The organism is Janthinobacterium tructae (assembly GCF_006517255.1).
In the GTDB taxonomy this organism is placed as follows: Bacteria; Pseudomonadota; Gammaproteobacteria; order Burkholderiales; family Burkholderiaceae_D; genus Janthinobacterium; species Janthinobacterium tructae.
This window is the reverse complement of sequence record NZ_CP041185.1, coordinates 4,469,915-4,494,849: the sequence shown is the minus strand read 5'-3', so window position 1 is coordinate 4,494,849 and position 24,935 is coordinate 4,469,915. Positions and strand designations below refer to the sequence as shown.

The following is a 24,935-nucleotide window of genomic DNA, read 5'->3' as shown; positions in this document are numbered from 1 at the left end:
GATGGCGGCACGTCGCCATCAGCATGGTGGTAATGGGGTGATTCCGAAAATCAGCTCAATTTGACGGCGGCGTGCCGGTGCTGCCCACCTGCGGCGGCGCCGGCATCATGGTCGCCGGACGCTGCTGCTCCATCGGCAGCGGCGGCGGCACCAGATTCGTTGCCGGCGCAGGGGCAGGCGCCGGGCTGGCTGACACTTGCCCCGGCAAGGCCAGCGCCTTGTCGTCGGCCACCAGGTCGATGCGCTTGCTCACGCCGCCATCGCGCAGCAGCACATGGCGCGCATGCACTTCCAGCACCGTCACGCCGGGCTCCACCTCGGCGCCTTCCGGCAAGGCCACGGACGGCTTGCCGTCAGTCGCGATGATGGCCACGCTGCCACGGCCATTGCCGGCCGCTACCACGCCCTTGAGCTGGTAGTTGCTGGCCGTGGCCACGCTGACCTGGCCGCCAAACAGCGAAGCGCCCGCCTCCACGCTGGCATCCTGCACCACCGGTACGGCGGGTGGATTGATGGGGCGCTGCGGCGCCTTGAGCAGCTGCATGGCCCAGTAGGCCAGCGACACGGACAGCGCCACGACGGCGAGCAAACTTGTAAATTGAGGCAAACGCTTCATGGCTTCCTTGAGTTTCTTATCTGACGAGCTGATTGATTTCGATAATCGGCATCAGCACGGCCAGCACGATCAGCAGCACCACCACGCCCATGGCCAGGATCAGGGCCGGTTCCAGCAGGCCCGCGATGGTCAGCGTGCGGCGTTCCAGGTCCTGCTCCTGCGCACTGGCGGCACGTTCCAGCATGGCCGGCAGCTCGCCCGTGATTTCGCCCGCGCGTATCATGTGGATCAGCATGGGCGGAAAATGCTTTTGCGCCGACAGCGCGCGCGCCAGGCTGACGCCCTCGCGCACGGCGCCGCTGGCTTCTGCCACCAGTTCCTGCATCGCCACATTGGTCAAGGTATCGCGGCTGGTGTCGAGCGCGCGCAGGATCGGCACGCCGGAGCCCGTGGTGATGGCCAGGGTGCTGGCGAAACGCGCCGTATTCAGGCTGCGCTCGAACTTGCCGTACAAGGGCGCCGTCAGCAGCCAGGTATGCCAGCGCCGTTTCAAGGCCGGCTGCTGCAGCGCGCGGCGCCAGGCCACCCAGGCGCCGACGAGGGCAATCGCCACGACGATGCCGTACTGGCGCACGAAGTCCGACAGCGCCAGCATGATCACCGTCAGCAGCGGCAGCTTCTGCTTGGTGTTGGCGAATACGGAAACGATCTGCGGCACCACGTAGGTAAGCAGGAAGATCACGATGGAAAACGCCACCACCGTGACGATGGCCGGATAGGTAAACGCCAGCTTGACCTTCTGCACCAGCGCATTGCGCCGCTCGATGTAGTCGGCCAGGCGCGACAGCACGCGCGACAAATGGCCGATCTGCTCGCCCGAGGCCACCAGCGCCCGGTAGATTTCCGCGAAATCGCGCGGATGGCGCGCCAGCACGTCGGAAAACGCGGCGCCGCCGATCACTTCCGAACGGATCGAGGCGATCAGGTCGCGCAGATACGGCCGCTCGGCCTGTTCCAGCAGCGCGGAAAACGCCTGCTCCAGCGGCAGGCCCGCTTCCAGCAGGCTGGCCAGCTGGCGCGTAAACAGGGCCAGCTCGGTGCTGGACAGGCGCTCGCCGAAGCCGCGCCGCTTGGTGACGCCGGCGGCGTCGACCTGGGCGGCGATCGGCTCGACGGCCAGCGGCACCAGGCCTTGCACGCGCAGCTCGGCGCGCGCGGAACGGGGACTGTCGGCATTGAGCACGCCCTTGCGGGTGGCGCCCTGAGCGTCGACGGCTTCATAACGGAATGCGGGCATGGTGGCGGGCCTAGTCTTTGGTCACGCGCAGCAACTCGGCCTGCGTGGTGGTGCCGTCGCGCAGCCAGCGTTCGCCATCGTCGCGCATGCTCGTCATGCCGTCCTGCAGGGCGACGGCGCGCACCTCAGCTTCCGAGGCGCGGTTGTGGATCTGTGCGCGAATCTGCTCCGTCGTGCGCAGCAGCTCGTACACGCCCACGCGGCCCTGGTAGCCGGTCTGGCCGCACTGCTCGCAGCCGACCGCCTGCCAGTACTGACCATCGAAGGTCTTGCAGGAGCCGCACAATTTGCGCACCAGCCGCTGCGCCAGCACACCGAGCAAGGAGGACGACAGCAGGAACGGCTCGATGCCCATGTCCAGCAAGCGCGTGACGGCCGCCGAGGCGTCGTTCGTGTGCAGGGTCGCCAGCACCAGATGGCCCGTCAAGGATGCCTGCACCGCGATCTGCGCCGTCTCCAGGTCGCGGATCTCGCCGATCATGATCACATCGGGATCTTGCCGCAAAATCGCCCGCAGCGCCTTGGCAAAGGTCATGTCGATGCGCGGATTGACCTGCGTCTGGCCCACGCCGGCCAGGTCGTACTCGATCGGGTCTTCCACCGTCAGGATGTTCGTGGTGGTGGCGTTGAGCATCGACAGCGCCGCGTACAGGGTCGTCGTCTTGCCCGAACCGGTGGGACCGGTGACGAGCACGATGCCGTGCGGCTGCGTGATCAGGCCATCGAACTGTTTCAGCATGGGCGCGCTCATGCCCAGGTGCTGCAGATCGAGGCGGCCCGCTTCCTTGTCAAGCAGGCGCAATACGGCCCGTTCGCCATGCCCGGTGGGCAGGGTCGAGACGCGCACGTCGACGGGCTTGCCGCCCACGCGCAGGGTGATGCGGCCGTCCTGCGGCAAGCGCTTTTCGGCGATGTCGAGCTGCGCCATGATCTTGATGCGCGAAATGAGCGAACCGTGGATGGCTTTGCGCGGGCGCACCACGTCGCGCAGGCTGCCATCGATGCGGAAGCGCACGACGGAGGTCTGCTCGAACGGCTCGATGTGGATATCGGACGCGCCTTCGCGCAGCGCCTGCGTGAGCAGCGCGTTGATCATGCGGATGACGGGCGCGTCGTCGGACGATTCGAGCAAGTCCTCGATGGCCGGCACGTCCTGCAACAGCTTGGTGAGATCGAGGTCGGCGTCGAATTCATCGGCCATCTGCGAGGCGTCGCCGCCACCGCCCGCGTAGGCGCCGGCAATGGCCGCATCGAGTTCGCCGCGCGGCAGCACCGTCAATTGAATCTGGCCGAAACGGCGCGACACTTCGGCAATGGCCGCCGGCGCCGTCGATGCGGCCACCAGCACGTCGACCGGGGCGCCATCGACCGCGCCGGGCCGGGCCAGCAGGCCGAAATCGCGCGCGTAGGCGTAGGGAAGCAGATTGCTCATGGCTGTCCCATCACTTCTGTGGCTGTTGCTGCTGGTACTGCTGCAGCAGCGGCTGCGGCGGCGTGGCCGCGTTGGCCGGCGCGCCTGGCGGCGGCGTCGGCGCCGGCGGCACGGGACGCGTCACCATGTTGCCGCCCACCGGCTGGCCATCCTGCAGGGCCGGCAGCACAGGCGTACCGAGGTCTTTCAGCATCAGGTTGCCCGTGGCCGGCACGGCGGCCGTCTCGGCCGAGCGCATGTAGTCGTAGCGGTCGGCCGCCAGGCTGCCGCTCTGCTCCTTGTTGCGCACGATGACCGGGCGCAGGAAGATCATCAGGTTGGTTTTCTTGCGCTCGCGCGTCTGGTACTTGAACAGGTTGCCGATCAGGGGAATGTCGCCCAGGCCGCGCACTTTTTCCGCGTTGTCGCCTGTGCTGTCCTCGATCAGGCCGCCCAGCACGATGATCTGGCCATCGTCAGCCAGCACATTGTTTTCGATCACGCGGTTGTTGATGGTGATGCCGCTGACGGCCGTCGACGTGGATTTGTCCACGCTCGACGTCTCGTGATAGATACCCAGCTTGATCGTGCCGCCCTCGGAAATCTGCGGGCGCACCTTCAGGGTCAGGCCCACTTCCTTGCGGTCGATGGTCTGGAACGGGTTCGTATTGGTGCCGGCCGTGCTGGTGTACTGGCCCGTCAGGATAGGCACGTTCTGGCCCACCTTGATGGTCGCCAGTTCATTGTCCAGGGTGATCAGGTTCGGCGTCGACAGGATATTCGCATTGCCGTCCGACTCCAGCGCATGCGCCACGGCGCCCAGGCCCAGCGCGCCGTTGATCTGCTTGAAGATGCCGACCGTCAGGCCACCCGTCGGCAAAACCTTGCCGCCGCCCGTGGCGATGGAGGCGATGTTGTTGCTGGTGCCCGAAGCGAACGACTGCAGCGCCCCCACGCGGTAATTGCTGGTGCTGTCACCCGACAGTCCCAGCCACTGCACGCCGAATTCGGACGCCTTGGACGACGTCACTTCAACGATCAGCGCCTCGATGTAGACCTGGGCGCGGCGCACGTCGAGCTGGTCGATCACGGCGCGCAGGTTACGGTAGACGGCTTCGTTGCAGGTCAAAATCAGCGTATTCGTCGACGCATCGGCCTGGATGAAACCGGCCGCGCCGCCGGACGACAGCTGCTGCGGCGCGTTGTTCAGCGAAGCGCCGCCCGTGCTGCCGCTTTGCGTATTGCCGCCCAGGCCAGTGCTGTTCATGCCGCTGTTGTTCTGGCTGATCTGGTTGTTCGTGTTCTGGTTGCCGACGCCCTGCTGCGCCGTGGCGGCCGTGCCGTCCGACGTCACCACCGAGCGCAGGGTTTGCGCCAGCTTGGTGGCGTCCGCATTTTTGAGGTACACCACGTGTACATTGCCCAGCTGCGTGGTGGGCTGATCCAGCTTCGAGATCAGCGACTTGGCCAGGTTGGCGCGCGCCGCCGACGGCGCGCGCAGCACCAGCGAATTGGTGCGCGGGTCGGCCAGCACGGAGACCTTGCCAGCGTCAGCCCCTGCGGCGGCCCCCGCATTCCCGCCTTCCATCAGTTTATTGACCATCGAGGCCAGGTCGGACGCGATGGCATAGCGCACGGGGATCACGTCCAGGTCCGTCGAGGCGGGCACGTCGAGCGCGGCGATGATCTTCGCCAGGCGCTTGAGGTTATCCGCGTAATCGGTGATCACCAGCGAGTTGTTACCCGGGTTGGCGTTGATCGTGTTGTTCGGCGAAATCAGGGGGCGCAGCACGGCCAGCAGGTTGGCCGACGATTCGTAGTTCAGGTAAAACACCTGGGTGGCGATCTGGTCGCCCTTCACCTGGCTGGCGCCGTTGCCCACCTGGGTCGGCACGGATTGCAGCTTGGCGTCCGCTTCCGGCACCACTTTCGCGTAGCCGTCGCCGGAGACCACCGCATAGCCCTGCAGGCGCAGCGCGGAGGCCAGCAGCCCGAAGGCCTGTGTCTTGCTGATCGATTTTTCCGACACCAGCGTGATCGTGCCCTTGACGCGCGGGTCGATGACGAAATTGATGTTGGTGTAATGGCCCACGGCCTTGATCACCGACTCGATGTCGGCGCCGACGAAATTGAGCGCCGCTTCATCGCCGGGCGCGGCCCAGGCGGGTGCCGGCATGCCGGCCACGGAACAGCACAGCAAGGCGGCGGCCGACAGGCGGCGCAGCGACAAGGAGAAGGTATGGGGGCTCACGGATGGTTTTTTCATTGTCTGAACTCTAAGGCGATGATGTTTTTTTCGCTATTGCTACGGCGCTGTCCCAGCAAATTCAACAAACTCGCCAAGGTCTCTTCATATCCTGCTGCGGCCTGGGCCTGGCCGGAAAACTGCATGCGCCCCTGTTGCAGGCTGCCGCTGCCGTCGAGCAGCAGCGGTCCCTTGATGGAGCGCAAGGTCAACGTCGCCTGCTGCCCCTGCCAATCGAAATCGAGCTCGTAGCTGCCCAGCGGACGCAAGGACGACAGGCGCGACGCCATGTCCGTCATCTGCAAGGTGGTGCGGCCGACGGCGGAAAACTGCCGCTGCTCCAGGGCCAGCTGCAGGGTGCTCCACGACAGGCGCATGCTGCCCGTTGGCGCCACGGTATTCAACGGTGCGCCGAGGCCGCCGAGGCCATCGGCCGGCAGCAGCAGGGCCGCCGGGCTGACCTGCCAGTGCGACCACGAACCGCGCAGGTTCACCGGCTGCGACAGCGCCTGCGGGTTTTGCAATTCCACGTCCGCCGATCCCCACAGCACCGAGGGCGAAATGCGCCAGTTGAAGCGCCCCGGCAGCAGCGGCGTCACGGCGCCATTCGCGCTGGCCGCCCCGCCGATAAAGGCCGAGCCGCGCCACAGGGTACCTTGCGCGTCGCCCAAGGTCAAACGTCCGCCCGTCTGCTTTTCCACGATGCCGGCAACCCAGCCGGCCGGAAAAAATACCAGCAGGGTGACGCAGACGCTGACGATGATGGCCAGCAGCCAGCCAAGCAAGCGCCTCATCGTGCCGCGCCCGGACTCTGGTGCAGGGTCAGGCTGGCATCGACCAGCCCCGCCTTGCCCTGCGCCGTGATCTTCGCTTCCTGCACCGCCACGCGGCCTTCGCGGCGCAAGCCGTCCAGCCACAGCATGACGCTGGCAAACGGCACGCCGTTCAACTGCACGCGCGCGTACTCACCCGTCAGCGACAGCGATTGCGGCGCCAGGCCGCGTGCTTTCAGCGACGCGTCTATGCTGTCACGGCTCATGGGAGCGACCTGCACGGGCGCCTGGCGCGCCAGTTCGCCCGCCTCGCGTGCCAGCGCCTGCAGCTGGGCCGCGTTCTGGCGCAGCTCGGGCAAGCTCTTTTGCAAGGCGATGCGGCCCGTCCAGGCTGGCTCGAAAAACACCGCGTAGACGAGGGCCAGCCCCGCCACCACACCGCCGATGGCCAGCAGCTTGCGCTCCTGCTGCGTGCGTTCCGCCCAAAAGGCTTGCACGGCCTGCTGCTGCCGCGTCAATGCGGCGCGCGCCTGGTTGACTGCTGCACTCATGCTTTTGCTCCCGTGGCCGGCGTGATCTTCCACACGCCCGGCGCCGTTTCATTCAAGGCCAGCTTGCGCGCGGCCAGGCCATCGCGCACCTGCGCCTGGACGCTGGCGTCGACCATGTCCGGTTTCAGCGTGACGATCAGGCTGCGCTCGCGATATTCCAGTGACGCCACCACGCCGCGCCCGGCCAGCCCACCCAAGGCCTCACCCAGCGCTGCGCTCATGCTGGTGAAGTCATCCATGCTGGCCTGCCCGCTTTGCAGGCGGGCGGCGGCGATATTGCGCCGCATCTGCTCCGCTTCCAGGCCATACACGGGCGCTTCATTCGGATACGCGGCCTTGAAGGTTTGTTGCATCGAGGTGCGCACGGTGGCGGCCTCGCGCTTCAAGCGCATCCATTCGATATTCATGCCGGCCAGGTTGACGATCACGGCCAGCAGCGCCAGGCGCAGCGGCCAGCGCCAGCGGCGCCATTCGGTGGCCGATCCCGTGGCCGTGCCCAGCGCGGGCGCCAGGTCCAGCCCCGCCCCCTTGGCGCCGGCGATCCAGTGCGCCCAATGGTCACTCTCCAGCGTCACGCCATCCATGCCGGCAGCGAGCTGTTGATATTGCGCCAGCTCGGCCTGCGCCACGTAGACCGTCAGGGGCACGTCGCCGGCAAACGCGCGCGTCGTCAGCAGCGCCTGCTGCAGCTGAGCCGGCAAGACCAGGCCCAACCCCTCTTGCGGCGCCTGGCGCAAGGCCAGTTCCAGGCCGTCGCCGGCCGCCTGCAAGGAGGCCGTCACGCTGCCAGGCTGCAAGGGCAGGCACAGCTGCGATGGCAGCAGCACCACCTTGCTCGCGCCCTGCGCCAGCAAAGCCTTCACGAGTACCCCGGCCCAGGCGCGCTGCGCCACGGCGACCGTGCGCATGCCGGCAGCATCGGGCGCACCGGCGGCCAGCAGGCAATCCTGAGCATCACCGAGGATATGTTCTTCCACCAGACCCGGCAAGGCCGCGCGCAGGCGGGCGCCGGCCAGCGGCGGGGTTTTCAGGCGCAGCAGAGTCACGTCGGCCGCCGCCAGCAGCAAGACCACCTGCTTCGCGCCGGCAATCAGCTGCCCCAGGCTGCCCAGCGGCGCGCTGCCCTGCTGCAGCAGGGCGCCGCCGTCGCCGGCCAGCACGAAGGAGCAGGCTGGCGCGCTGTCGATGGACGCCCTGGCCGGGTGACGGATATACAATATTGTCAAAGTGACTCGCTTTCAGGGGTTAATTTTCCCGCAACCAGACCAGGCTGGTGGTGCGCTGCGGATCCGTTTTTCGATTGACGAGCGCCACGGCATCGAGGGCGGCGCGATCCAGCCGCACGCGGATGACAGTCAGGAAATAGCGGCTCTTCACGTCGAGTTCCACGGTAGCAATCAGTTCGGCATTAATATTATTCTTGAAGTTTGCCAAATCAACAAACTTTTTGCGTGGATTGCTCAAGGTCAGGGCGCTGGCCTCGGACAAGGACATCATCGTCACGGCCGCCAGCACCTCGGCCGGGGCCGTATTCACGTTGACCGGCGTGAGTTCCGGCAAGATGATGACGAAATCGCGCAACTTCTCGATCATCTGCGGCGTGTAGCCGGGCACGGCCAGCAAATCCTCGACCTGCGTGAACGCCACCGGCTCGCTGCTGCCGCCCGATGCGGGCGCGGCGGCGGGCGTCTTGCCATCGCTGCCGCTGTCCTTGGCGCGCGGTTTCGGCTTCGCGCGCAGCACGGCATCGGCCGTCGCCTGCGCCAGGCCGCTATCGAGCCGCAGGTTCGACAGCAGGCGCTGATAGGCCAGCACCTGCTTCGGATTGATGCCGCCCGTGGCGGCGACCAGGTTGCTAATATTAAACCGCGCCTGCGCATCGAGCGCGCGGCCCGAGACGGTGGCGTCAAATTTTTCCGTGTCGACCTTTTCGCGGTCGACGTAATCGTCGAGCCGCGCTTCCTCGATGGGCGTGGCCCACACGCCGTCCAGCGCCGTCTGCGAGGGATTATCCTGGCGCAACCAGAAGCGGGCGAAGTCGACCATGCCGCGCATGGCCCACTGCGTCTGCAGGCGCAAACGCTGGTTTTCCATCGAGCGCACCTGCACCTGCTGCTGCCAGAACAGGCTGGCGACAACCGTGATGGCCAGCGCCGTCAGCAGCAAGGCCGTGATGACGGCCACGCCGCGCTGGCGCGAGGGGCGGATAAACGGCTTCATCCCGGCCCCAACAAGAAAACTTTGGACAGGCCCGCATCCTGGCCCGGCATTTGCAGGGTCACTTCCAGGCCCGGCACTTGCGTGGAGATGGTGGCGCCCGCCGTCAGCACGTTCCAGGCGCCATTGCTCCAGCCGCGCATGACCATGCTGTCGACGCCATGCATCAGGGCCACGTCGGCGTTGGAGGTATCGGTATCGTCGCGCGCCGCCTGCCACAGGGTGTCGAGCACGGCCAGGTCGCGCGTGCCGTTCGACTCGCGCCGCGTCAGCACGCCGCCACGCAGACGGTAAGTGACCACTTGCAACTGTTGCGGCTCCTGTTCCGATGCGGCCAGGCGCACCAGGGTCAGGCGGTCATTTTCCGCCGACAAGTTCAGGCGGCCATTCAGCAGGGTATTGCTCTGGCCGGCACCAGCCAGATGGTCGCAATCGCTTTGCATCTGGGCAAACGCCAGTTGCATGCCGCGCGCCTGTTCCAGCTGGCCGGTCAGCACTTCACGCGAGCGCATGATGCTGTCCAGGCCGCGCCAGCCCAGCACAGCGACCATGGCCAGGATGCCGATCGCCACGAGCAGCTCGATCAAGGTAAAACCGCCGGCGGAGTGATTGCGGCGCGCCATCAGTCGTTGAACGCCAGCAAGACCAGGCGCACGATGCGCCGGGCCGGGTATTGCACGTCGTACACATTGACGCGCACTTGCCGGATGCGGGGATTCGGCGTGGCCACCACTTCCTCCTCGCAGATCAGTTTCAAATCGCCCTGCGGGCAGTCGACCGTGCGCTTGCCCGTCTGCGGGAAGGTTTTCGCCAGGCGCAGGCGCACCAAATGGTTTTCCGCCGACCAGGTTGCCATCATGGCGCTGCGCAAGCCGTCGCTGTTCTGCGTCAGGCTGCCGACGGCGCGCAAGGACGCGCCCAGGGCCGTGCCGACGATGACGAGGGCGACCAGGACTTCCAGCAAAGTGAAGCCGCGCTGGCGGCCATGACGTGGAAGCCGCATCATTGCTCGACCGTGAAGTGGCCGATGCCATCGGCGCGGATGGCCACGCTGCGCTCGCCGCTGGCCAGGGTCAGCACGAAAGGCTTGTCGACCGGTTCGCGGCCGAAGATGATGCGCAGCGGCTGAGCCACGCTGTTCGACGGCTGTACGCTGAGCAGCATGGGCGTATTGCTGAAGCTGCGCTCGCGCAGCAAATCATCCTGCGTCACGGGTTGCCACAGCTTTTCATTGAGGACCAGGAAACGGTATTGATTGTCGTCCGCCTCGAACGCCACTTGCCGGCTGCGCACGATGGCTTCATCGCGTGCCAGCTGCAGCAGCAGGGCGATGCGCTCGGCTTCCTTTTGCAGCGCTTGCTGGCCATTCGGCATGGCGTTCAGCGACACCAGGCCCAGGGTCACCCCGATGATGACCATCACCACCAGCAATTCGATCAGCGTGAAGCCGCGCTGGCGCAGACCGGTGGTCATGGCAGGCATGCAATGAAAAACTTACAGTTCCCAGGAGCCGATATCGGCATCGTCGCCGCTACCGCCAGGCTGGCCGTCGGCCCCCAGCGAAATCAGGTCGACTTCGCCTTTCACGCCCGGTGACAGGAACTGGTATGGATTGCCCCACGGATCTTTCGGCATCTTTTCCAGGTAGCCGCCCGCCTTCCAGCCATTCGCGGCCGGACCCGTGGTCGGCTTCTCGACCAGAGCACGCAGGCCCTGTTCGGTGGTCGGGTAGCGCTGGTTATCCAGGCGATACAGTTTCAAGGCTTGCATCACGGTGGCGATGTCGACTTTCGCCGCCGCCACTTTCGACTCGCCCGTGCGGGCGATCAGCTTGGGCACCACCAGCGAAGCGAGGATGCCCATGATCACCACCACGACCATGATTTCGATCAAAGTGAAGCCGCGCGCGCGGCGCTGGCGTATCGGATGGTTTGCTGCGTTTTGCATAAGAAAGAGAGAAGAAGGTGAGTAATGAGTGCAGAGTATAAAGCGGAAATATGACAAAGCCTGTCATATGGGGAAAAATTTGTGCGGGGCTATTCAGAGCGGCAAGACCACTACACCGCAAACGGCGCAGCCGGGGTCGCGCGCGACGCGCATGCTGCTCCATTCCATGTGCAAACCGTCGAGCAGCAGCAGCCGTCCCGCCAGGGATACACCCACGCCCATGATGAGTTTCAGCGCTTCGGCCGCCTGCATGGCGCCCACCACGCCCACCAGCGGCGCGAACACGCCCATGCTCGAGCACGCCTCGTCCGTGAACTGCTGTTCTTGCGGAAACAGGCAGGAATAACAGGGCTGCGTGCCCGTGCGCGGGTCGAACACGCTCACTTGCCCGTCGAAACGGATGACGGCGCCCGACACCAGCGGCACCTTGGCCGCCACGCAGGCGCGGTTGACGGCGTGGCGCGTGGCGAAGTTGTCGGTGCAGTCGAGCACCGCCGTGGCGGACAAGACCAGTTCAGCCAGGCGCGTGCCATCGAGGCGCTCTTGCAAGGCGACGATGGCTATCTCGGGATTGATGCCGGTCAAGGTTTCGCGCGCCGACAGCACTTTCGGCTGGCCCACGCGCTGTGTAGTGTGGGCGATCTGGCGCTGCAGATTGGTCAGATCGACCGTATCGTCATCGACCAGGGTCAGCTTGCCGACGCCGCTGGCGGCCAGATACATGGCGGCCGGCGAGCCGAGCCCGCCCGCGCCGATCACCAGCACATGCGCATCGAGCAAGGCTTGCTGGCCTTCGATGCCGATCTGATCAAGCAGGATATGGCGCGAATAGCGCAGCAGTTGGGCGTCGTTCATGGCGGCGACTACGGTTTTTGCACAGGAATCTTTTTGTCATCGGCCTTGATGTCGGAAGCAATTTCCGGCTTGGCGCCGATCTTCTCCGCCTTCGGGTCCACCTTGGCCAGCTGCACCGGCAAGCCCTGGAAGTGGTTCAAGGCTTGCTGCAACTGGAAATCATCCTTGGCGCCATATTCGAGCGGCTTGCGCTTTTTCGCCGTGGCGATCAGGCGCTGCTCTTCTTCCAATTGATCCTGTCTGCCTTCCATCGTCGGCTTGGCCGCTTCCGGCTTGCCGTCGTTGCTGCTCAAGTGTTTTTCCAGGTCAGCCTCGCGAATGCGCAGGCTGTTCCAGCCATCGCCTTCGGCCGTTTCATCGACCAGCAAGTCGGGCACGATGCCGCGCGCCTGGATGGCCCGGCCTTTTGGCGTGTAGTAGCGGGCCGTCGTCAGCTTGACGGCCGTATCGGCCGTGATCTGGCGCAAGGTTTGTACGGAACCCTTGCCGAACGTTTGCGTGCCGATGACGGTGGCGCGCTGGTAATCCTGCAAGGCGCCGGCGACGATTTCCGAGGCGGAAGCGGAACCGGCATTGACCAGCACCACCAGCGGCACGGTTTTCAGCGCGGCCGGCAGCTTGGCCAGCGGGTCAGCCTTGGCGCCCGGCGGCGCATAGAATTCGCGGCGGCCATAAAACACTTGCTTCGACTCCGGCAACTGGCCCTTGGTGGAAACGATCACGGAATTACCCGGAAGAAATGCTGTCGCCACACCGATAGCGCCCGGCACGACGCCACCGGGATCGTTGCGCAAGTCCAGCACCAGGCCCTTGAGCTTGGGGTCTTGCGCATACAGCGCGTTGATCTTTTTGACCATGTCATCGACGGTCGGTTCCTGAAACTGGGCGATGCGCAGCCAGGCATAACCGGGCGCGACCATCTTGGCCTTCACGCTTTGCACGCGGATTTCCTCGCGCACGATGGGGAACACCAGCGGGCGGCTTTCGCCCTTGCGCGACATGGTCAGCACCAGCTTGCTGCCGGGCTGGCCGCGCATCTTCTTGATGACGTCCTCCAGCTGCAAGCCCTTCAGCGGGATATTGTCGAGGCGGGTGATCAGGTCACCGGCCAGGATGCCGGCCTTGGCGGCCGGGCTGTCCTCGATGGGCGAGACGACTTTCACGTAGCCGTCTTCCATGCTCACTTCGATGCCGATGCCGACAAACTTGCCTTGCACGCTTTCGCGCATTTCCTTGAAGGCATTTTTATCGAGGTAGACGGAATGCGGGTCCAGCGACGAGACCATGCCGGAAATGGCTTCCGTCAGGAGTTTCTTGTCTTCCACCTTCTCGACATAATCGGACTTGATCAGGCCGAAGACGTCGGACAGCTGGCGCAGCTCGTCGAGCGGCAGCGGGGCATTCGTGATTTTCTGCGCCACGGCCGGGAACTGCAGCGACATGCCGATGCCGGCCAGCACGCCCAGACCGATCAGGCCGATACTTTTGACTTTGATACCCATGTATTCTTCGCCTCTACAAATTCGCTGGGGAACTTAAAACTTCACCCAGGTGGCTGGATCGAAGGCGCGGCCCTGATGACGCAATTCAAAGTATAGCCCTGATTCCTCGTTGCCGCCGCTGTTGCCCGCGCTGGCAATGGCGTCGCCGCCCTTGACGGCATCGCCCACGCGTTTCAGCAAGGATTGGTTATTGCCATAAATACTCATGTACTGGCCGCCATGGTCGACGATGATCAAATTGCCGAAGCCGCGCAGCCAGTCGGAAAACACGACCCGGCCGCCGGCGATGGCGTGGACCTCGCTGCCTTCGCCGGTGCGGATGAACACGCCCTTCCAGCTGGGGCCGTCACCACGCTTGCTGCCGAAGCGGGCGGCGATCTTGCCCGCCACGGGGGCGCGCAGCTGCCCTTTCAGGCTGGCAAAGGCGCCGGCCGGCGCGGCCGGGCCCAGGCTTGGGCGTTCCGGCTCCGGCTCCGGCTTGGGTTCCGGCTTCGGTGTCACCTTGGCCACCTGCGGCGGCTCGTCGTCGTCGATCGGTTCCAGTTTCACGGGCGGCGCTGGCGGCGTTTGCGGCTTGATCTTGCCCGATTTGTTTTGTTGTTCTTTCGCCAGGCGTTCGCGTTCGGCCTGCGCCTGGGCGGCCTTGGCGCGCGCGGCCAGCAAGCGTTCGCGTTTTTCCGCCGCGATCCTGGCATCAGCGGCGGCCTTGGCGGCGGCGCGCTGCTCGGCCAGCAATTGCTGGCGTTTCTTTTCAGCCGCGGCGGCGGCAGCCTGCTCTTCGATCAGTTTCGCCAGCTTGTCGACCAGGTTGCCCATGCGCTGTTCGTCGCGCTCGACATTGCCCACTTCCTTGCGCTGCGCCACCAGGCGCTGCGACAGGCTCGTCAGCAAGGCGGCGCGGCGCGCCTTCTCTTGCACCAGCAGGGCCTTCTGGTCGCGCTCTTCCTGCGCGATTTCTTCCAGTTCATCCTTGGCGTTCTGCACGTCAGCCTGGTTTTTCTCCACCGCCAGCAAGTTGGCGCGCAAGGCGTCGAGCAGGCGCGCCTGCGCCTGCGACACATAGGCCATCAATTGCAAGTCGCGGTTGATGCGGTTCGGATTGTCGCCCGACAAGAGCAGCTTGATGCGGTCTTCGTTGCCGGCAACATATTGTTCACGCAGCAATTTGGACAGCTGCGCTTTTTGTTTTTCGACGGTGGCCGTCAGCTGCTGGTGCTCTTGCCCCAGCGCATTGAGTTTCACGCCCGTCGCGCTTTGCTCTTGCGCCAGGTCGCGCAAGGCGCGGTTGGCGTTGGAAATGGCCTCTTCCGACTCGGCCAGGGTATCTGCCGCGTCATCCTTGGCGCTTTCCGTGCGGCTGATGTCGCGCTTGAGCGCCGTCAGCTTTTGTTGTAATCCAGCACGTTGTGCTTCCGCGGCCGCTTTCTGCTTGCTGCGTTCGGTGGGCTTGGCACCCTGTGCGGCACCGCTCGACAACAGCAGCGCTGCGCACAGCATGGCACCGGCGCGCCACGCCGGCAGGGATCGTTCAGCAGAGGGGGCGATTGCTGTGCCGCGGAAGAAAGACAACAAGTTACTTGGCCTTCCCTTGGTTCGCCACGGCCGCTTGCGCTGCCGCAATCGCTGCCGGGTCGCCCAGGTAGTAATGACGGATCGGTTTCAGGTCGGCGTCCAGTTCATACACGAGCGGCTGGCCGTTCGGGATGTTCAGGCCGACGATATCGCTGTCGCTGATGCCATCGAGCATCTTGATCAGCGCGCGCAGGCTGTTGCCGTGGGCCGAGATGATGATTTTCTTGCCGGCACGAATGGCCGGGGCGATTTCCTCGTCCCAGGACGGCATCACGCGCGCCACGGTGTCTTTCAGGCATTCGGTCAGCGGAATCGACGCTTTCGGCAAACCGGCGTAGCGCGGATCGTTGAACGAGGCGCGGTCATCGTTCGCTTCCAGCGGCGGCGGCGGCGTGTCGTAGCTGCGGCGCCACACCAGTACTTGCTCGTCGCCATACTTGGCGGCTGTCTCGCCCTTGTCCAGGCCTTGCAGGGCGCCGTAGTGACGCTCGTTCAAGCGCCAGTCGTTCTTGATGGGCAGATACATCATGTCCATCTCGTCGAGCGCCAGCCACAGGGTGCGAATGGCGCGCTTCAGGACGGAAGTGTAGGCCACGTCGAACGTAAAACCTTCCTGCTTGAGGATCTGGCCGGCGGCCCTGGCTTCGTTGACGCCCTTTTCCGTCAGATCGACGTCGGTCCAGCCGGTGAAGCGGTTATCGAGATTCCAGGTGGACTCGCCGTGACGCATGAAAACGATTTTGTACATAGTTCTATCTTCTCAAGGGGTTCAAATCAAAAAAGCAAAACGTAAAAAGACCTCGTCCAGCTTCTATTTTATAATGCGCGGATTGACTTAAACCATTGGACCCTACGTGAAATTCATTATCGACCACATTTTTCTGTTTGCCATCGTCATTATTTCCGGCGGCGCCCTCCTCTGGCCACTGCTGTCGATGCGCGGCAAACGCGCGACCGTGCTGGAAGTCACGCAACTGATCAACCGCGGCAAGACCATCATTGTCGACGTGCGCAGCGCGGAAGAATTCGCCACGGGCCACTTGCCTGACGCAAAAAATATGCCGCTGCCGGAACTGGCAAAACGCCTGGGCGAGCTGGAAAAATTCAAAACGCGCCCCATTGTAGTGGTTTGCCAGAAAGGTTCGCGTTCGGCAACGGCCGTCGGCCTGCTGGGCAAAGCTGGTTTCGCCGAGGCAACGAGCCTGGAAGGCGGCATCGACGAATGGAAAAAGCAGGGTTTGCCATTGAAAACCTTGTCGCTGGCCAAGTAAGCCTCTGCCAGTACTAACCTAAGGAATCATCATGACTGTCCCAGTAATTGTGTATAGCACCGCCGTGTGCCCGTATTGCGTGCGCGCCGAGCGCCTGTTGGAAGCCAAGGGCGTGACCGTGCAAAAGATCCGCGTCGACCTCGACCCGGAAGAGCGCATCAAGATGATGGAACGCACGGGCCGCCGCACGGTGCCGCAAATCTATGTGGGCGAAACCCACGTGGGCGGATTCGACGATTTGTATGCGCTCGATCAAGCCGGCAAGCTGGACCCCTTGTTAAATGGCACGGCAGCCTGATATAAAGCGGGTTCGAGAAATTGCTTGGTTTTTTGTCGTATTGTTTTGATACAATTGCCCTCGCACCTGATCTAGCCGCGCCTACCCGGCGCGGTTTGAATACCGCAAGCACCATATTTGAACGGTGTGCCGTTCTTGTCCTTTACAACGAAAGCGTTCCATGTCTGACGAAAACCTGCAACCAGTCTTCCAAATCCAACGCGTCTACCTGAAAGACATGTCGCTGGAACAACCAAATTCCCCAGCTATTTTCCTGGAACAAGAAGCACCAGCGATCGAAGTGGCTCTGGACGTGGGCGCGGCGCCTCTGGCCGACGGCATCTTTGAAGCCACCGTGACCATCACCGTGACCGCCAAAGTCGGCGATAAAGTCGCTTTCCTGGTTGAAGGCAAGCAAGCTGGTATCTTCGAAGCACGCAACATTCCTGCCGATCAACTCGATCCGCTGCTGGGAATCGGCTGCCCGAACATCATCTACCCTTACCTGCGCGCCAACATCGCCGACGTGATCACCCGTGCCGGCTTCCCGCCAGTGCACCTGGCCGAGATCAACTTCGAAGTGTTCTACCAACAACGTCTGCAAGCTATTGCTGACGCCGCTGCAGCAGCGCCAGCAGCCAGCGAAACGCACTAAGAACCTCTCCCAAACCTGCTGCGCGGCGCGCCTGGCAAGCCGTGATGCTCGCTGTGCCCCGGCACAGCGAGCATCACGGCCACAATGCACTGCCGCTCGCGACGGTTTTGTGAGTGTTCTATACTGCAGGTAAGAAACGGCGGCCTGGCCGCCGTGTTTCGTTAAGGTTCAAAATATCATGTTGAAAAGTGCGCTCTTGAGCAAGTTCCGCTGGATCGCCGGCGCCGTGCTGCTGCTGGCCACCGCCGCCAGCCACGCCGTCGATTTCAAAACGGTGGGAGCAAACCCCGTGATCCTGTACGACGCGCCGTCCGCCAAGGGCGGCAAGCTGTACGTGGCGCCACGCGGCATGCCGCTGGAAGTCGTGCTCAGCTACGGCGAATGGGTCAAGGTACGCGACGCCAGCGGCGAAATGGCCTGGACCGAAGCCAAGGGCCTGTCGGCCAAGCGCAACGTCGTGGCGCGCGCCGCGAACCTCAAGGTTCGCGCCAGCCCCGATGACACCGCCTCCGCCATCATCCTCGTCGACAAGGGCGTGCTGCTGGAAATGAGCGAGCAACCGAGTTCCGGCTGGGTCAAGGTGCGCCACAAGGATGGCCAGAACGGCTACGTCAAGACCAGCGAAGTGTGGGGCTTGTAAGCACCGCGCCCGTTCCCCCTGCCCCGTTGAGGTTGCATGCAAGTTTCTCCTGAAGTCACTCCCGATATGATTCCCGCCGCCCGCAAGATCACCATCCTGGGCGCCGGCGCCTGGGGCACGGCCGTGGCCATGGCCCTGGCCGGCCGCCACGACGTGCTGCTGTGGGGCCGCAACGGCGCGGCCATGGCCGCCATAGCCGCCAGCGGCGAAAACAGCTATCTACCCGGTTTCCCTTTGCCGCCGCAACTGCGCATCAGCGCCGATTTCGACGCCGCCGTCGCGCATGCCAGCGGCGAACACGGCCTCTTGATCGCCGCCTGCCCCGTGGCGGGCCTGCGGCCGATGCTGCAGCAACTGAAAGACAAGGCCATCGGCAACCTGGTGTGGCTGTGTAAAGGCTTTGAAGGCGGCACGGGCCTGCTGCCGCACCAGATCGTGCAGGAAGTGCTGGGTGACAAGATCCCCGGCGGCGCCCTGTCCGGCCCCTCGTTCGCACAGGAAGTGGCGCGCGGCCTGCCGTGCGCGCTGACCATCGCCTCGCACAGTGCCGCCTTGCGCGGCGCCGTCGTCTCGGCTTTACATGGCGGCACCATCCGCGTGTATGCGAGCGAAGACCTGGTGGGCGTGGAAGTGGGCGGCGCCGTCAAGAATGTGCTGGCCATTGCCACCGGCGTGGCCGACGGCCTGGGCCTGGGCCTGAATGCACGCGCCGCGCTGATCACGCGTGGCCTGGCGGAAATCACGCGCCTGGGCACGGCCCTCGGTGGCCAGACGGAAACGTTCATGGGGCTGACGGGCATGGGCGACTTGATTCTCACCTGCACGGGCGACCTGTCGCGCAACCGCCGGGTCGGCCTGGGTCTGGCGCAAGGCAAGGCGCTGGCCACCATCGTGGCCGAACTCGGTCATGTGGCCGAAGGCGTGCCGTGCGCCAAGGCCGTGCGCGAACTGGCGCGCCGCATGGGCGTCGACATGCCGATCACCAACGCGGTGGCCGGCGTGCTGTTCGATGGCGATTTGCCGCACGTGATGGTGCAGCAACTGCTGTCGCGCGATCCGCGCGCCGAGGTGGCCTGACAGGGAAATTAACGCCCTGCCTTGGCCATCAATATCGTCAGCAGCACCAGACTGTCTTCGCGCGCTTCCAGCGCATGCGCCTGTCCGCCGTGCAGATACAGCATCTGCCCCGGCCCCAGCACCTGCTCTCCGCCATGCGCCGTCACCGCCACCTGCCCTTGCAGGCACAGCAAGGTGATTTCACCGAGCACATGATGCTCGGGCATGGTCTTGCCCTTGGGCATGCACATGCGGATCAATTCCAGTTCGTCCGTCCTGGCCAGCGCAATGGCGGAAAACTGCGACAGGTCGCCGCCATCCCTGCGCAGTACCTCGATCACCTGTCCTGAACTTGCGTGCTCCAGCGCCATCATGTGCTCCTTCAGCAATTACTCGGGGACTTCCTCCGGCTCTTTCGCGCCGCGCATCCACTCGACCAGCGGCCACGCATCCTGCAAGCCTTGCGCCAGGGTCGGCAGCAGTTTTTCCGGTTCGTTGACGGGCAGCGGTACTTCGGTCCAGACAAAAAAGCTTTTGAGCTTGATGAATTCGATATGTTCAGCATCCGCGTCAAACCCCTTGGGCGGGCGCTGCAACTTGCCCTCGTTCTGGATGGTGCCGAAACGGGCCTTCAAGCGCTTATTTTTCAGCACTTTGGAAAAACCTGGCGCGTCGTTGACCATGTGTTCGCGCAGCGCCTTCAGGCGGCCAGGCGGCGGCATGTATTCGCCGGCACCGAACAGCAAATTGCCCTGGCCATCGATCTGCAGATAATACGTGGGGCCGCCCGCCTTGCTGGGGCGGCGCATGTCGTTCGGCGCGATGGCCGCCGAAAACCGCGTTTTATACGGGCTCTTGTCGTGTGCGAAACGCACGTCGCGGTTGATGCGGAACATGGCCTTCTTCGGATTGCAGTATTTCACGGCCGGGTCGAACTTGCCGAGTTCAGCAATGAGTGACGTCACCAGCGCGAGGAATTCCTCGCGCAGGATGTCGTAGCGGGGCTTGTTCATGACAAACCAGGGACGGTTGTTGTTGTCGCTCAGTTCACGTAAAAATTGGGTCAAATCACGCACATGCATGTGTCAAATTCCGATCAGCAACTATTTGGAAAGCTCTTTCGGGATGGGGCGCTTGCCCACCATCACGTCGAGCGCCGCTTCGCGATTCTTGCGCAGCACCGTCATTTTAGCTTTTCCGCCGGGCGGCAGTTGGGCGATCAGGTTCAGCATTTCCGTCGTGTCGCCCACGGGCTTGCCTTCCACCGTCAGCAGGATGTCGCCGGGCACGATGCCCGCCTTGTCGGCCGGGCCGTTGCGCACCACGCCGGCGATGATGGCGCCGCTGGTGCGCTGCAAGTTGAAGCTTTGCGCCAGCTCGGGCGTGATGTCCTGCGTTTCCACGCCGATCCAGCCGCGCACCACGTGGCCATCCTTGATGATGGCTTCCATCACTGTCTTGGCCGTCGAGACGGGAATGGCGAAGCCGATGCCGACGGAACCGCCGCTTTGCGAGTAAATCGCCGTATTGATGCCGATCAAGTTGCCGCGCGTATCGACCAGGGCGCCGCCCGAGTTGCCGAAGTTGATGGCCGCATCCGTCTGGATGAAGTTTTCAAAGCTGTTGATGTGCAGATTGTTGCGGCCCAGCGCGGAGATGATGCCCATGGTCACCGTCTGGCCCACGCCGAACGGGTTGCCGATGGCCAGCACCACATCGCCCACGCGCGCCAGTTCCGACTGGCCCAGCACGATGACAGGCAACTTGTCGAGGTTGATCTTGATCACGGCCAGGTCTGTTTCCGGGTCCAGGCCGACGATCTTGGCAGGCGCCTTGCGGCCATCGGTGAGCACCACTTCGATTTCGTCGGCGCCTTCGACCACATGGTTGTTGGTCAGCACATAGCCTTCATGGCTGACGATGACGCCGGAACCGAGGCTGTTTTTCAAGTCCTCGCCATCCTCGGCGTCCGGGTCGCGCTCGCCGAAGAAACGTTTGAAGAAGGGATCGCGCGCCAGCGGATGGGCGCCGCGCTTGGGCACTTGCAGGGTGAGGATGTTGACGACGGCGGGCATGGCGCGCGCCGCCGCGTCGCGGTAGGAACCGGGCGCCAGACTGCTCGACGCCGTTTCCACCACGGGCACCGGTTTCGCCGCAGAGCCCAGCTGCTGTACCCGGCTGGCCGGGCGCAGCGCGCCGTACACAAAGTACAGCGCCAACGCGATCGTCACGGTTTGCGCAAACAATAACCAGAATCGTCGCATAGTTCTCAGCCCAGGTCAGCCGGCCGGTGCCGGAACGACTTATTTTGCCAGATTGTTGCTGTTGCGTGCGTTCTGCTGCAGGGAATCGCGGATTTCACGCAGCAGCACGATGTCTTCCGGCGTGGCCGGCGCCGGTGCCGGCGCGACCGGTTCGCTGCGGCGGGCCTTGTTCATCAGGCGCACCATCTGGAAGATGATGAAGGCAAGAATGATAAAGTTGAGCAAAATGGTCAGAAAATTACCGTAGGCCAGCACGGCGCCCGCCTTTTTCGCTTCCACCAGCGTCATCGTCGTGGCTTGGCCGTTCAGGGGCAGGTAGTAATTGGCGAAATCGAGGCCGCCGAAAATGCGGCCGATGGGCGGCATGATCACGTCTTGCACCAGGGAATCGACAATCTTGCCGAAGGCGCCGCCGATGATGACACCGACTGCCAGATCGACAACGTTGCCTTTCATTGCAAATTCTTTAAATTCTTTCATCATTGCCATGAATTTCTCCTTCGGATATGTATAAAAAACATGCCGATCATACTATTGATTCCCAGTGCCACCAACTTGTGGTTGTCGGCGAGACCAATTCGTGCACAGCCGGGCGCATCTAGTTCGAAAGAACTAGCCACCTCCTGCAAAAGTATATAAATTATGGTACAAGCAACGTTTTTGTTCTATTCGTTGTTTGCTTCACTTATAATTTGCGGTTGCCAGAAGTGGATTTTTCACTTCCGGATAATCAACAAGAAACTGGCATGGGCTGCGCCATTGGCCGAAGTTCCGCAGGGATGTTGCCACTTTACCGCGCAAAGACGCGGGTTGCGGCAATCAGTGGGAAAGAGCTTCGGCGACGGGTTTTTCGCGGCTGCCACTCATAATAAAGATTCGCATTTTGACTGATTGGGGTTTGCATGAGTAACGAAAAGCAGGTCGATTCAGGCCGTCGCGGCTTGCTCGTCGCCACGTGCGCGGCGGGCAGTGTAGTTGGATTGGCAACCGCGGGAGCCTTGGTAAGCACCTTCCAGCCGTCGGAGCGCGCGAAAGCGGCTGGCGCGCCGGTCGAAGTAGACATCACCACCTTGCAACCCGGCGAAATGCGCACCGTCGAATGGCGCGGCAAGCCGGTCTGGATCCTGAAGCGCACGCCGGAAATGATCGCGTCCCTGAAAAAGACCGATGGCAAAGTCGCCGATGCCAATTCGCAACGCAATCCCGCCGAATTCACGCCACCGTATTGCATGAACGAGGCGCGCTCGATCAAGCCTGAAATTCTCGTCGCCGTCGGCATCTGCACCCATCTGGGTTGCTCCCCTTCCTCGAAATTTGCCCCCGGCCCGCAACCGTCGCTGCCTGATGACTGGGAAGGCGGCTTCCTGTGCCCTTGCCACGGCTCCACCTTCGACATGGCAGGCCGCGTGTTCAAGAACAAGCCGGCGCCGGACAACCTGCAGGTGCCGCGCCATATGTACCTGAGCGACACCAAATTGCTGATAGGTAAAGACGAGAAAGGCGAGGCTTGATCATGGCAGCTTTTAAAGAAACGAAATTCCCGGCAGACGCACCCGTCGCCGAAAAAGCGCTGGGCTGGGTCGATGACCGCTTTCCCCTGACCAAGCTGTGGAACGACCAATGGGGCAAGTACTACGCCCCGAAAAACTTCAATTTCTGGTACATCTTCGGCTCGCTGGCCATGCTGGTGCTGGTCTTGCAGATCGTCACCGGCATCTTCCTGACCATGCATTACAAACCGGATGCGGCCCTGGCCTTCAATTCCGTCGAGTACATCATGCGCGAAGTGCCGTGGGGATGGCTGGTGCGCTACATGCACTCGACGGGCGCCTCGGCCTTCTTCATCATCGTCTACCTGCACATGACGCGCGCCCTGCTGTACGGCTCCTACCGCAAGCCACGTGAGCTGATCTGGCTGTTCGGTTTCGCCATCTTCCTGTGCCTGATGGCCGAAGCGTTCTTCGGCTACCTGCTGCCATGGGGCCAGATGTCGTACTGGGGCGCCCAAGTGATCGTCAACCTGTTCGGCGCCATCCCGTTCATCGGCCCTGACCTGTCGTTGTGGATCCGCGGCGACTATGTTGTGTCCGACGCGACCCTGAACCGCTTCTTCGCCTTCCACGTGATCGCCATCCCGCTGGTACTGCTGGGCTTGGTTGCAGCGCACTTGATCGCCCTGCATGAAGTCGGCTCCAGCAACCCGGACGGCATCGAAGTGAAAGAAAACCTGGGCGCCGATGGCCACCCGCTCGATTCGATTCCGTCGCATCCGTACTACACCGTGCATGACCTGTTCGGCGTATCGATCTTCCTCGTCATTTTCAGCGCCGTCGTGTTCTTCGCGCCGGAAATGGGCGGCTACTTCCTGGAATACAACAACTTCCTGCCCGGCGATTCGCTGAAAACCCCGCTGCACATCGCGCCAACCTGGTACTTCACGCCGTTCTACTCGGTGCTGCGTGCCACCACGGCCGACTTCATGTACGTGCTGATGGGTGTCGTGGCGGCCTACGTGGTGTTCATCTGGCTCAAGTCGCGCCTGTCGACGACCGTCAAGTCGGCCATCGCCGGCATCGCCATCGTCGCCATCATCGGCATGCTGCCGCAAGTGCTGGATGCGAAATTCTGGGGCGTGGTGTTCTTTGGCGGTTCCGTCGTGATCCTGGCCTTCCTGCCATGGCTCGACCATTCGCCCGTGAAATCGATCCGCTACCGTCCGAGCTGGCACAAATATGTGTACGCCATCTTCGGCCTGTCGTTCCTGATCCTGGGCTACCTCGGTACCCAGGCGCCAACGGATACGAAAACCATCGTGTCGCAAGTGTGCACCCTGATTTACTTCAGCTTTTTCCTGCTGATGCCATGGTGGAGTGCAATGGGCAAGTTCAAGACCGTGCCGTCGCGTGTGACGTTTCACCCGCATTAAGCCGCTCTCACGCCACGCTCAAAGGACATACATCATATGAAGATTGCAAAAAAACTGCTCGCCATCCTGGCACTCGTGCCCGCCATGGCTCTCGCCAGCGAAGGCGGCTTTCCGCTGGACAAGGCTCCTGACCGCCAGACCAACATGGCAGCGCTGCAGCATGGCGCCAAATTGTTCGTCAACTATTGCCTGAATTGCCACGCCGCCGTGTCGATGCGCTACAACCGCCTGCGCGACCTGGGCTTGACGGAAATCCAGATCAAGGAGAATCTGTTATTCTCAGGCGATAAAGTCGGCGACTTGATGACGACTAGCCTGGCACCGCAGGACGCCAAGGCCTTCTTTGGCGTCGTACCGCCGGATTTGTCGGTAATTTCGCGCGCGAAATCATCTTCCGCTGGCACAGGCGGCGACTACCTGTATACTTACCTGCGTACGTTCTATAAAGACGACACTCGGCCGACCGGCTGGAACAACATGGTCTTGCCGAATGTTGCCATGCCGCATGTATTATGGGAATTGCAAGGTGTCCAGACTGCCAAGTTCGTGGAAGAAAATGATCCGCACGAAGCTGGCAAGAAGATCCACAAATTTGCCGGCTTCGAGCAGGTCAAGCCCGGCACGTTGAACAAGATCGAGTATGACAATGCGGTAGCCGACCTGGTCGGCTACATGGAGTGGATGGCCGAACCGGCACAGCAAACACGCAAACGCCTGGGCGTGTGGGTGCTGCTGTTCCTGTCGGTCTTTGCTCTGCTGGCATGGCGCCTTAACGCGTCGTTCTGGAAGGAAGTCAAATAAGTGAGGCGCCGGCCATAGGCCGGTTTATGCCTGTTTCTGCGTTGTCCGCATGAGTGGACAAGCGACCTGGGGTGAGCCGTTCGCGGCTTCACCCCCTTTGTTTCTAAGGAACTATAAAA

Annotated in this window: 28 protein-coding genes; 8 read left to right on the top strand and 20 right to left on the bottom strand. The window is 63.1% G+C overall.

The genetic code is table 11. From position 1 onward, the window contains the following. Positions 1–55: 55 nt before the first annotated feature. From FJQ89_RS19730 to gpmA, 16 genes are all read right to left on the bottom strand, one after another. Entirely contained in the window at positions 56–616 is a 561-nt protein-coding gene (locus FJQ89_RS19730) for a type II secretion system protein N (protein ID WP_141171407.1), read from the bottom strand. 16 nt (positions 617–632) lie between these two features. Next, the gene (gene gspF / locus FJQ89_RS19725; RefSeq protein ID WP_141171406.1) at positions 633–1,853 is read right to left on the bottom strand and encodes a type II secretion system inner membrane protein GspF; all 1,221 of its coding nucleotides are present in this window, start codon (positions 1,851–1,853) and stop codon (positions 633–635) included. A gap of 10 nt (positions 1,854–1,863) precedes the next feature. Then, a complete protein-coding gene (gspE, locus tag FJQ89_RS19720; RefSeq protein WP_141171405.1) occupies positions 1,864–3,285 on the bottom strand; it encodes a type II secretion system ATPase GspE in 1,422 nt (473 codons plus the stop codon). Positions 3,286–3,295: 10 nt separating this feature from the next. Next, a complete protein-coding gene (gene gspD, locus FJQ89_RS19715; protein ID WP_141171404.1) occupies positions 3,296–5,530 on the bottom strand; it encodes a type II secretion system secretin GspD in 2,235 nt (744 codons plus the stop codon). Next, complete coding sequence (locus tag FJQ89_RS19710) at positions 5,527–6,303, bottom strand: type II secretion system protein N (RefSeq protein WP_141171403.1); 777 nt, start codon at positions 6,301–6,303, stop codon at positions 5,527–5,529. Before FJQ89_RS19710 ends, gspD begins: the two co-directional genes overlap by 4 nt. Then, a complete protein-coding gene (gene gspM, locus FJQ89_RS19705; RefSeq protein ID WP_141171402.1) occupies positions 6,300–6,833 on the bottom strand; it encodes a type II secretion system protein GspM in 534 nt (177 codons plus the stop codon). Before gspM ends, FJQ89_RS19710 begins: the two co-directional genes overlap by 4 nt. Continuing rightward, entirely contained in the window at positions 6,830–8,059 is a 1,230-nt protein-coding gene (gene gspL, locus FJQ89_RS19700; protein WP_243136142.1) for a type II secretion system protein GspL, read from the bottom strand. Before gspL ends, gspM begins: the two co-directional genes overlap by 4 nt. 19 nt (positions 8,060–8,078) lie before the next feature. After that, entirely contained in the window at positions 8,079–9,053 is a 975-nt protein-coding gene (gspK, locus tag FJQ89_RS19695) for a type II secretion system minor pseudopilin GspK (protein WP_141171401.1), read from the bottom strand. Then, positions 9,050–9,673 carry a PulJ/GspJ family protein gene (locus FJQ89_RS19690; protein ID WP_141171400.1) on the bottom strand — a complete coding sequence of 208 codons (624 nt, stop codon included), beginning with the start codon at positions 9,671–9,673 and terminating at the stop codon, positions 9,050–9,052. The genes gspK and FJQ89_RS19690 overlap by 4 nt, the downstream gene beginning before the upstream one ends. After that, positions 9,673–10,056 carry a type II secretion system minor pseudopilin GspI gene (gene gspI, locus FJQ89_RS19685; RefSeq protein ID WP_141171399.1) on the bottom strand — a complete coding sequence of 128 codons (384 nt, stop codon included), beginning with the start codon at positions 10,054–10,056 and terminating at the stop codon, positions 9,673–9,675. Before gspI ends, FJQ89_RS19690 begins: the two co-directional genes overlap by 1 nt. Next, positions 10,053–10,532 (bottom strand): type II secretion system minor pseudopilin GspH, encoded by a 480-nt coding sequence (gene gspH / locus FJQ89_RS19680; protein ID WP_141171398.1) that lies wholly within the window; start codon positions 10,530–10,532, stop codon positions 10,053–10,055. The genes gspI and gspH overlap by 4 nt, the downstream gene beginning before the upstream one ends. Positions 10,533–10,544: 12 nt before the next feature. Continuing rightward, complete coding sequence (gspG, locus tag FJQ89_RS19675) at positions 10,545–10,997, bottom strand: type II secretion system major pseudopilin GspG (RefSeq protein WP_099761000.1); 453 nt, start codon at positions 10,995–10,997, stop codon at positions 10,545–10,547. A 93-nt stretch (positions 10,998–11,090) separates the two neighbouring features. Further along, a complete protein-coding gene (locus tag FJQ89_RS19670; RefSeq protein WP_141171397.1) occupies positions 11,091–11,852 on the bottom strand; it encodes a HesA/MoeB/ThiF family protein in 762 nt (253 codons plus the stop codon). An 8-nt stretch (positions 11,853–11,860) separates the two neighbouring features. Beyond that, positions 11,861–13,354 carry a S41 family peptidase gene (locus tag FJQ89_RS19665; RefSeq protein WP_141171396.1) on the bottom strand — a complete coding sequence of 498 codons (1,494 nt, stop codon included), beginning with the start codon at positions 13,352–13,354 and terminating at the stop codon, positions 11,861–11,863. 33 nt (positions 13,355–13,387) lie between these two features. Continuing rightward, positions 13,388–14,851, bottom strand: coding sequence for a murein hydrolase activator EnvC family protein (locus tag FJQ89_RS19660; protein ID WP_141171395.1), 1,464 nt, complete (start codon positions 14,849–14,851; stop codon positions 13,388–13,390). Between the two features lie 76 nt (positions 14,852–14,927). Further along, positions 14,928–15,674 carry a 2,3-diphosphoglycerate-dependent phosphoglycerate mutase gene (gene gpmA, locus FJQ89_RS19655; RefSeq protein ID WP_141171394.1) on the bottom strand — a complete coding sequence of 249 codons (747 nt, stop codon included), beginning with the start codon at positions 15,672–15,674 and terminating at the stop codon, positions 14,928–14,930. A 106-nt stretch (positions 15,675–15,780) separates the two neighbouring features. On the opposite strand from gpmA, the gene FJQ89_RS19650 reads away from it, so the two are divergent. From FJQ89_RS19650 to FJQ89_RS19630, 5 genes are all read left to right on the top strand, one after another. Then, on the top strand, positions 15,781–16,197 hold the full coding sequence (locus FJQ89_RS19650) for a rhodanese-like domain-containing protein (RefSeq protein ID WP_071079850.1): 417 nt from the start codon (positions 15,781–15,783) through the stop codon (positions 16,195–16,197). A gap of 31 nt (positions 16,198–16,228) precedes the next feature. After that, positions 16,229–16,495, top strand: a complete 267-nt coding sequence (gene grxC / locus FJQ89_RS19645) for a glutaredoxin 3 (RefSeq protein WP_096233262.1) — start codon at positions 16,229–16,231, stop codon at positions 16,493–16,495. Positions 16,496–16,655: 160 nt separating this feature from the next. Further along, on the top strand, positions 16,656–17,129 hold the full coding sequence (secB, locus tag FJQ89_RS19640; RefSeq protein ID WP_010394167.1) for a protein-export chaperone SecB: 474 nt from the start codon (positions 16,656–16,658) through the stop codon (positions 17,127–17,129). A gap of 178 nt (positions 17,130–17,307) precedes the next feature. After that, entirely contained in the window at positions 17,308–17,769 is a 462-nt protein-coding gene (locus FJQ89_RS19635; RefSeq protein ID WP_141171393.1) for an SH3 domain-containing protein, read from the top strand. Between the two features lie 36 nt (positions 17,770–17,805). Next, positions 17,806–18,846: an NAD(P)H-dependent glycerol-3-phosphate dehydrogenase gene (locus FJQ89_RS19630; protein ID WP_141171392.1), complete on the top strand. Its 1,041-nt coding sequence runs from the start codon at positions 17,806–17,808 to the stop codon at positions 18,844–18,846. A gap of 8 nt (positions 18,847–18,854) precedes the next feature. On the opposite strand, the gene FJQ89_RS19625 is transcribed toward FJQ89_RS19630, so the two are convergent. From FJQ89_RS19625 to mscL, 4 genes are read right to left on the bottom strand one after another with little or no spacing between them, the layout of a single operon-like run. Next, positions 18,855–19,199, bottom strand: coding sequence for a cupin domain-containing protein (locus FJQ89_RS19625; protein ID WP_243136141.1), 345 nt, complete (start codon positions 19,197–19,199; stop codon positions 18,855–18,857). Positions 19,200–19,214: 15 nt separating this feature from the next. After that, positions 19,215–19,907 carry a DUF2461 domain-containing protein gene (locus FJQ89_RS19620; protein WP_141171391.1) on the bottom strand — a complete coding sequence of 231 codons (693 nt, stop codon included), beginning with the start codon at positions 19,905–19,907 and terminating at the stop codon, positions 19,215–19,217. A 21-nt stretch (positions 19,908–19,928) separates the two neighbouring features. Continuing rightward, complete coding sequence (locus tag FJQ89_RS19615) at positions 19,929–21,089, bottom strand: Do family serine endopeptidase (protein WP_165829249.1); 1,161 nt, start codon at positions 21,087–21,089, stop codon at positions 19,929–19,931. Between the two features lie 39 nt (positions 21,090–21,128). Continuing rightward, on the bottom strand, positions 21,129–21,578 hold the full coding sequence (mscL, locus tag FJQ89_RS19610) for a large conductance mechanosensitive channel protein MscL (protein ID WP_070223752.1): 450 nt from the start codon (positions 21,576–21,578) through the stop codon (positions 21,129–21,131). Between the two features lie 413 nt (positions 21,579–21,991). On the opposite strand from mscL, the gene petA reads away from it, so the two are divergent. The 3 genes from petA to FJQ89_RS19595 are packed head-to-tail and all read left to right on the top strand — an operon-like array spanning position 21,992 to position 24,816. Further along, positions 21,992–22,600 (top strand): ubiquinol-cytochrome c reductase iron-sulfur subunit, encoded by a 609-nt coding sequence (petA, locus tag FJQ89_RS19605; protein ID WP_086139939.1) that lies wholly within the window; start codon positions 21,992–21,994, stop codon positions 22,598–22,600. Between the two features lie 2 nt (positions 22,601–22,602). After that, on the top strand, positions 22,603–24,015 hold the full coding sequence (locus FJQ89_RS19600) for a cytochrome b (RefSeq protein ID WP_141171390.1): 1,413 nt from the start codon (positions 22,603–22,605) through the stop codon (positions 24,013–24,015). A 36-nt stretch (positions 24,016–24,051) separates the two neighbouring features. Continuing rightward, entirely contained in the window at positions 24,052–24,816 is a 765-nt protein-coding gene (locus FJQ89_RS19595; RefSeq protein WP_141171389.1) for a cytochrome c1, read from the top strand. Positions 24,817–24,935 lie beyond the last annotated feature (119 nt).

Bases quoted from the DNA above. Each gene is read 5' to 3' on its own strand.
- FJQ89_RS19730 (WP_141171407.1), bottom strand. From the start codon at position 616: ATGAAGCGTTTGCCTCAATTTACAAGTTTGCTCGCCGTCGTGGCGCTG.
- gspF (WP_141171406.1), bottom strand. From the start codon at position 1,853: ATGCCCGCATTCCGTTATGAAGCCGTCGACGCTCAGGGCGCCACCCGC.
- gspE (WP_141171405.1), bottom strand. From the start codon at position 3,285: ATGAGCAATCTGCTTCCCTACGCCTACGCGCGCGATTTCGGCCTGCTG.
- gspD (WP_141171404.1), bottom strand. From the start codon at position 5,530: ATGAAAAAACCATCCGTGAGCCCCCATACCTTCTCCTTGTCGCTGCGC.
- FJQ89_RS19710 (WP_141171403.1), bottom strand. From the start codon at position 6,303: ATGAGGCGCTTGCTTGGCTGGCTGCTGGCCATCATCGTCAGCGTCTGC.
- gspM (WP_141171402.1), bottom strand. From the start codon at position 6,833: ATGAGTGCAGCAGTCAACCAGGCGCGCGCCGCATTGACGCGGCAGCAG.
- gspK (WP_141171401.1), bottom strand. From the start codon at position 9,053: ATGAAGCCGTTTATCCGCCCCTCGCGCCAGCGCGGCGTGGCCGTCATC.
- FJQ89_RS19690 (WP_141171400.1), bottom strand. From the start codon at position 9,673: ATGGCGCGCCGCAATCACTCCGCCGGCGGTTTTACCTTGATCGAGCTG.
- gspI (WP_141171399.1), bottom strand. From the start codon at position 10,056: ATGATGCGGCTTCCACGTCATGGCCGCCAGCGCGGCTTCACTTTGCTG.
- gspH (WP_141171398.1), bottom strand. From the start codon at position 10,532: ATGCCTGCCATGACCACCGGTCTGCGCCAGCGCGGCTTCACGCTGATC.
- gspG (WP_099761000.1), bottom strand. From the start codon at position 10,997: ATGCAAAACGCAGCAAACCATCCGATACGCCAGCGCCGCGCGCGCGGC.
- FJQ89_RS19670 (WP_141171397.1), bottom strand. From the start codon at position 11,852: ATGAACGACGCCCAACTGCTGCGCTATTCGCGCCATATCCTGCTTGAT.
- FJQ89_RS19665 (WP_141171396.1), bottom strand. From the start codon at position 13,354: ATGGGTATCAAAGTCAAAAGTATCGGCCTGATCGGTCTGGGCGTGCTG.
- FJQ89_RS19660 (WP_141171395.1), bottom strand. From the start codon at position 14,851: ATGCTGTGCGCAGCGCTGCTGTTGTCGAGCGGTGCCGCACAGGGTGCC.
- gpmA (WP_141171394.1), bottom strand. From the start codon at position 15,674: ATGTACAAAATCGTTTTCATGCGTCACGGCGAGTCCACCTGGAATCTC.
- grxC (WP_096233262.1), top strand. From the start codon at position 16,229: ATGACTGTCCCAGTAATTGTGTATAGCACCGCCGTGTGCCCGTATTGC.
- secB (WP_010394167.1), top strand. From the start codon at position 16,656: ATGTCTGACGAAAACCTGCAACCAGTCTTCCAAATCCAACGCGTCTAC.
- FJQ89_RS19635 (WP_141171393.1), top strand. From the start codon at position 17,308: ATGTTGAAAAGTGCGCTCTTGAGCAAGTTCCGCTGGATCGCCGGCGCC.
- FJQ89_RS19630 (WP_141171392.1), top strand. From the start codon at position 17,806: ATGCAAGTTTCTCCTGAAGTCACTCCCGATATGATTCCCGCCGCCCGC.
- FJQ89_RS19625 (WP_243136141.1), bottom strand. From the start codon at position 19,199: ATGATGGCGCTGGAGCACGCAAGTTCAGGACAGGTGATCGAGGTACTG.
- FJQ89_RS19620 (WP_141171391.1), bottom strand. From the start codon at position 19,907: ATGCATGTGCGTGATTTGACCCAATTTTTACGTGAACTGAGCGACAAC.
- FJQ89_RS19615 (WP_165829249.1), bottom strand. From the start codon at position 21,089: ATGCGACGATTCTGGTTATTGTTTGCGCAAACCGTGACGATCGCGTTG.
- mscL (WP_070223752.1), bottom strand. From the start codon at position 21,578: ATGGCAATGATGAAAGAATTTAAAGAATTTGCAATGAAAGGCAACGTT.
- petA (WP_086139939.1), top strand. From the start codon at position 21,992: ATGAGTAACGAAAAGCAGGTCGATTCAGGCCGTCGCGGCTTGCTCGTC.
- FJQ89_RS19600 (WP_141171390.1), top strand. From the start codon at position 22,603: ATGGCAGCTTTTAAAGAAACGAAATTCCCGGCAGACGCACCCGTCGCC.
- FJQ89_RS19595 (WP_141171389.1), top strand. From the start codon at position 24,052: ATGAAGATTGCAAAAAAACTGCTCGCCATCCTGGCACTCGTGCCCGCC.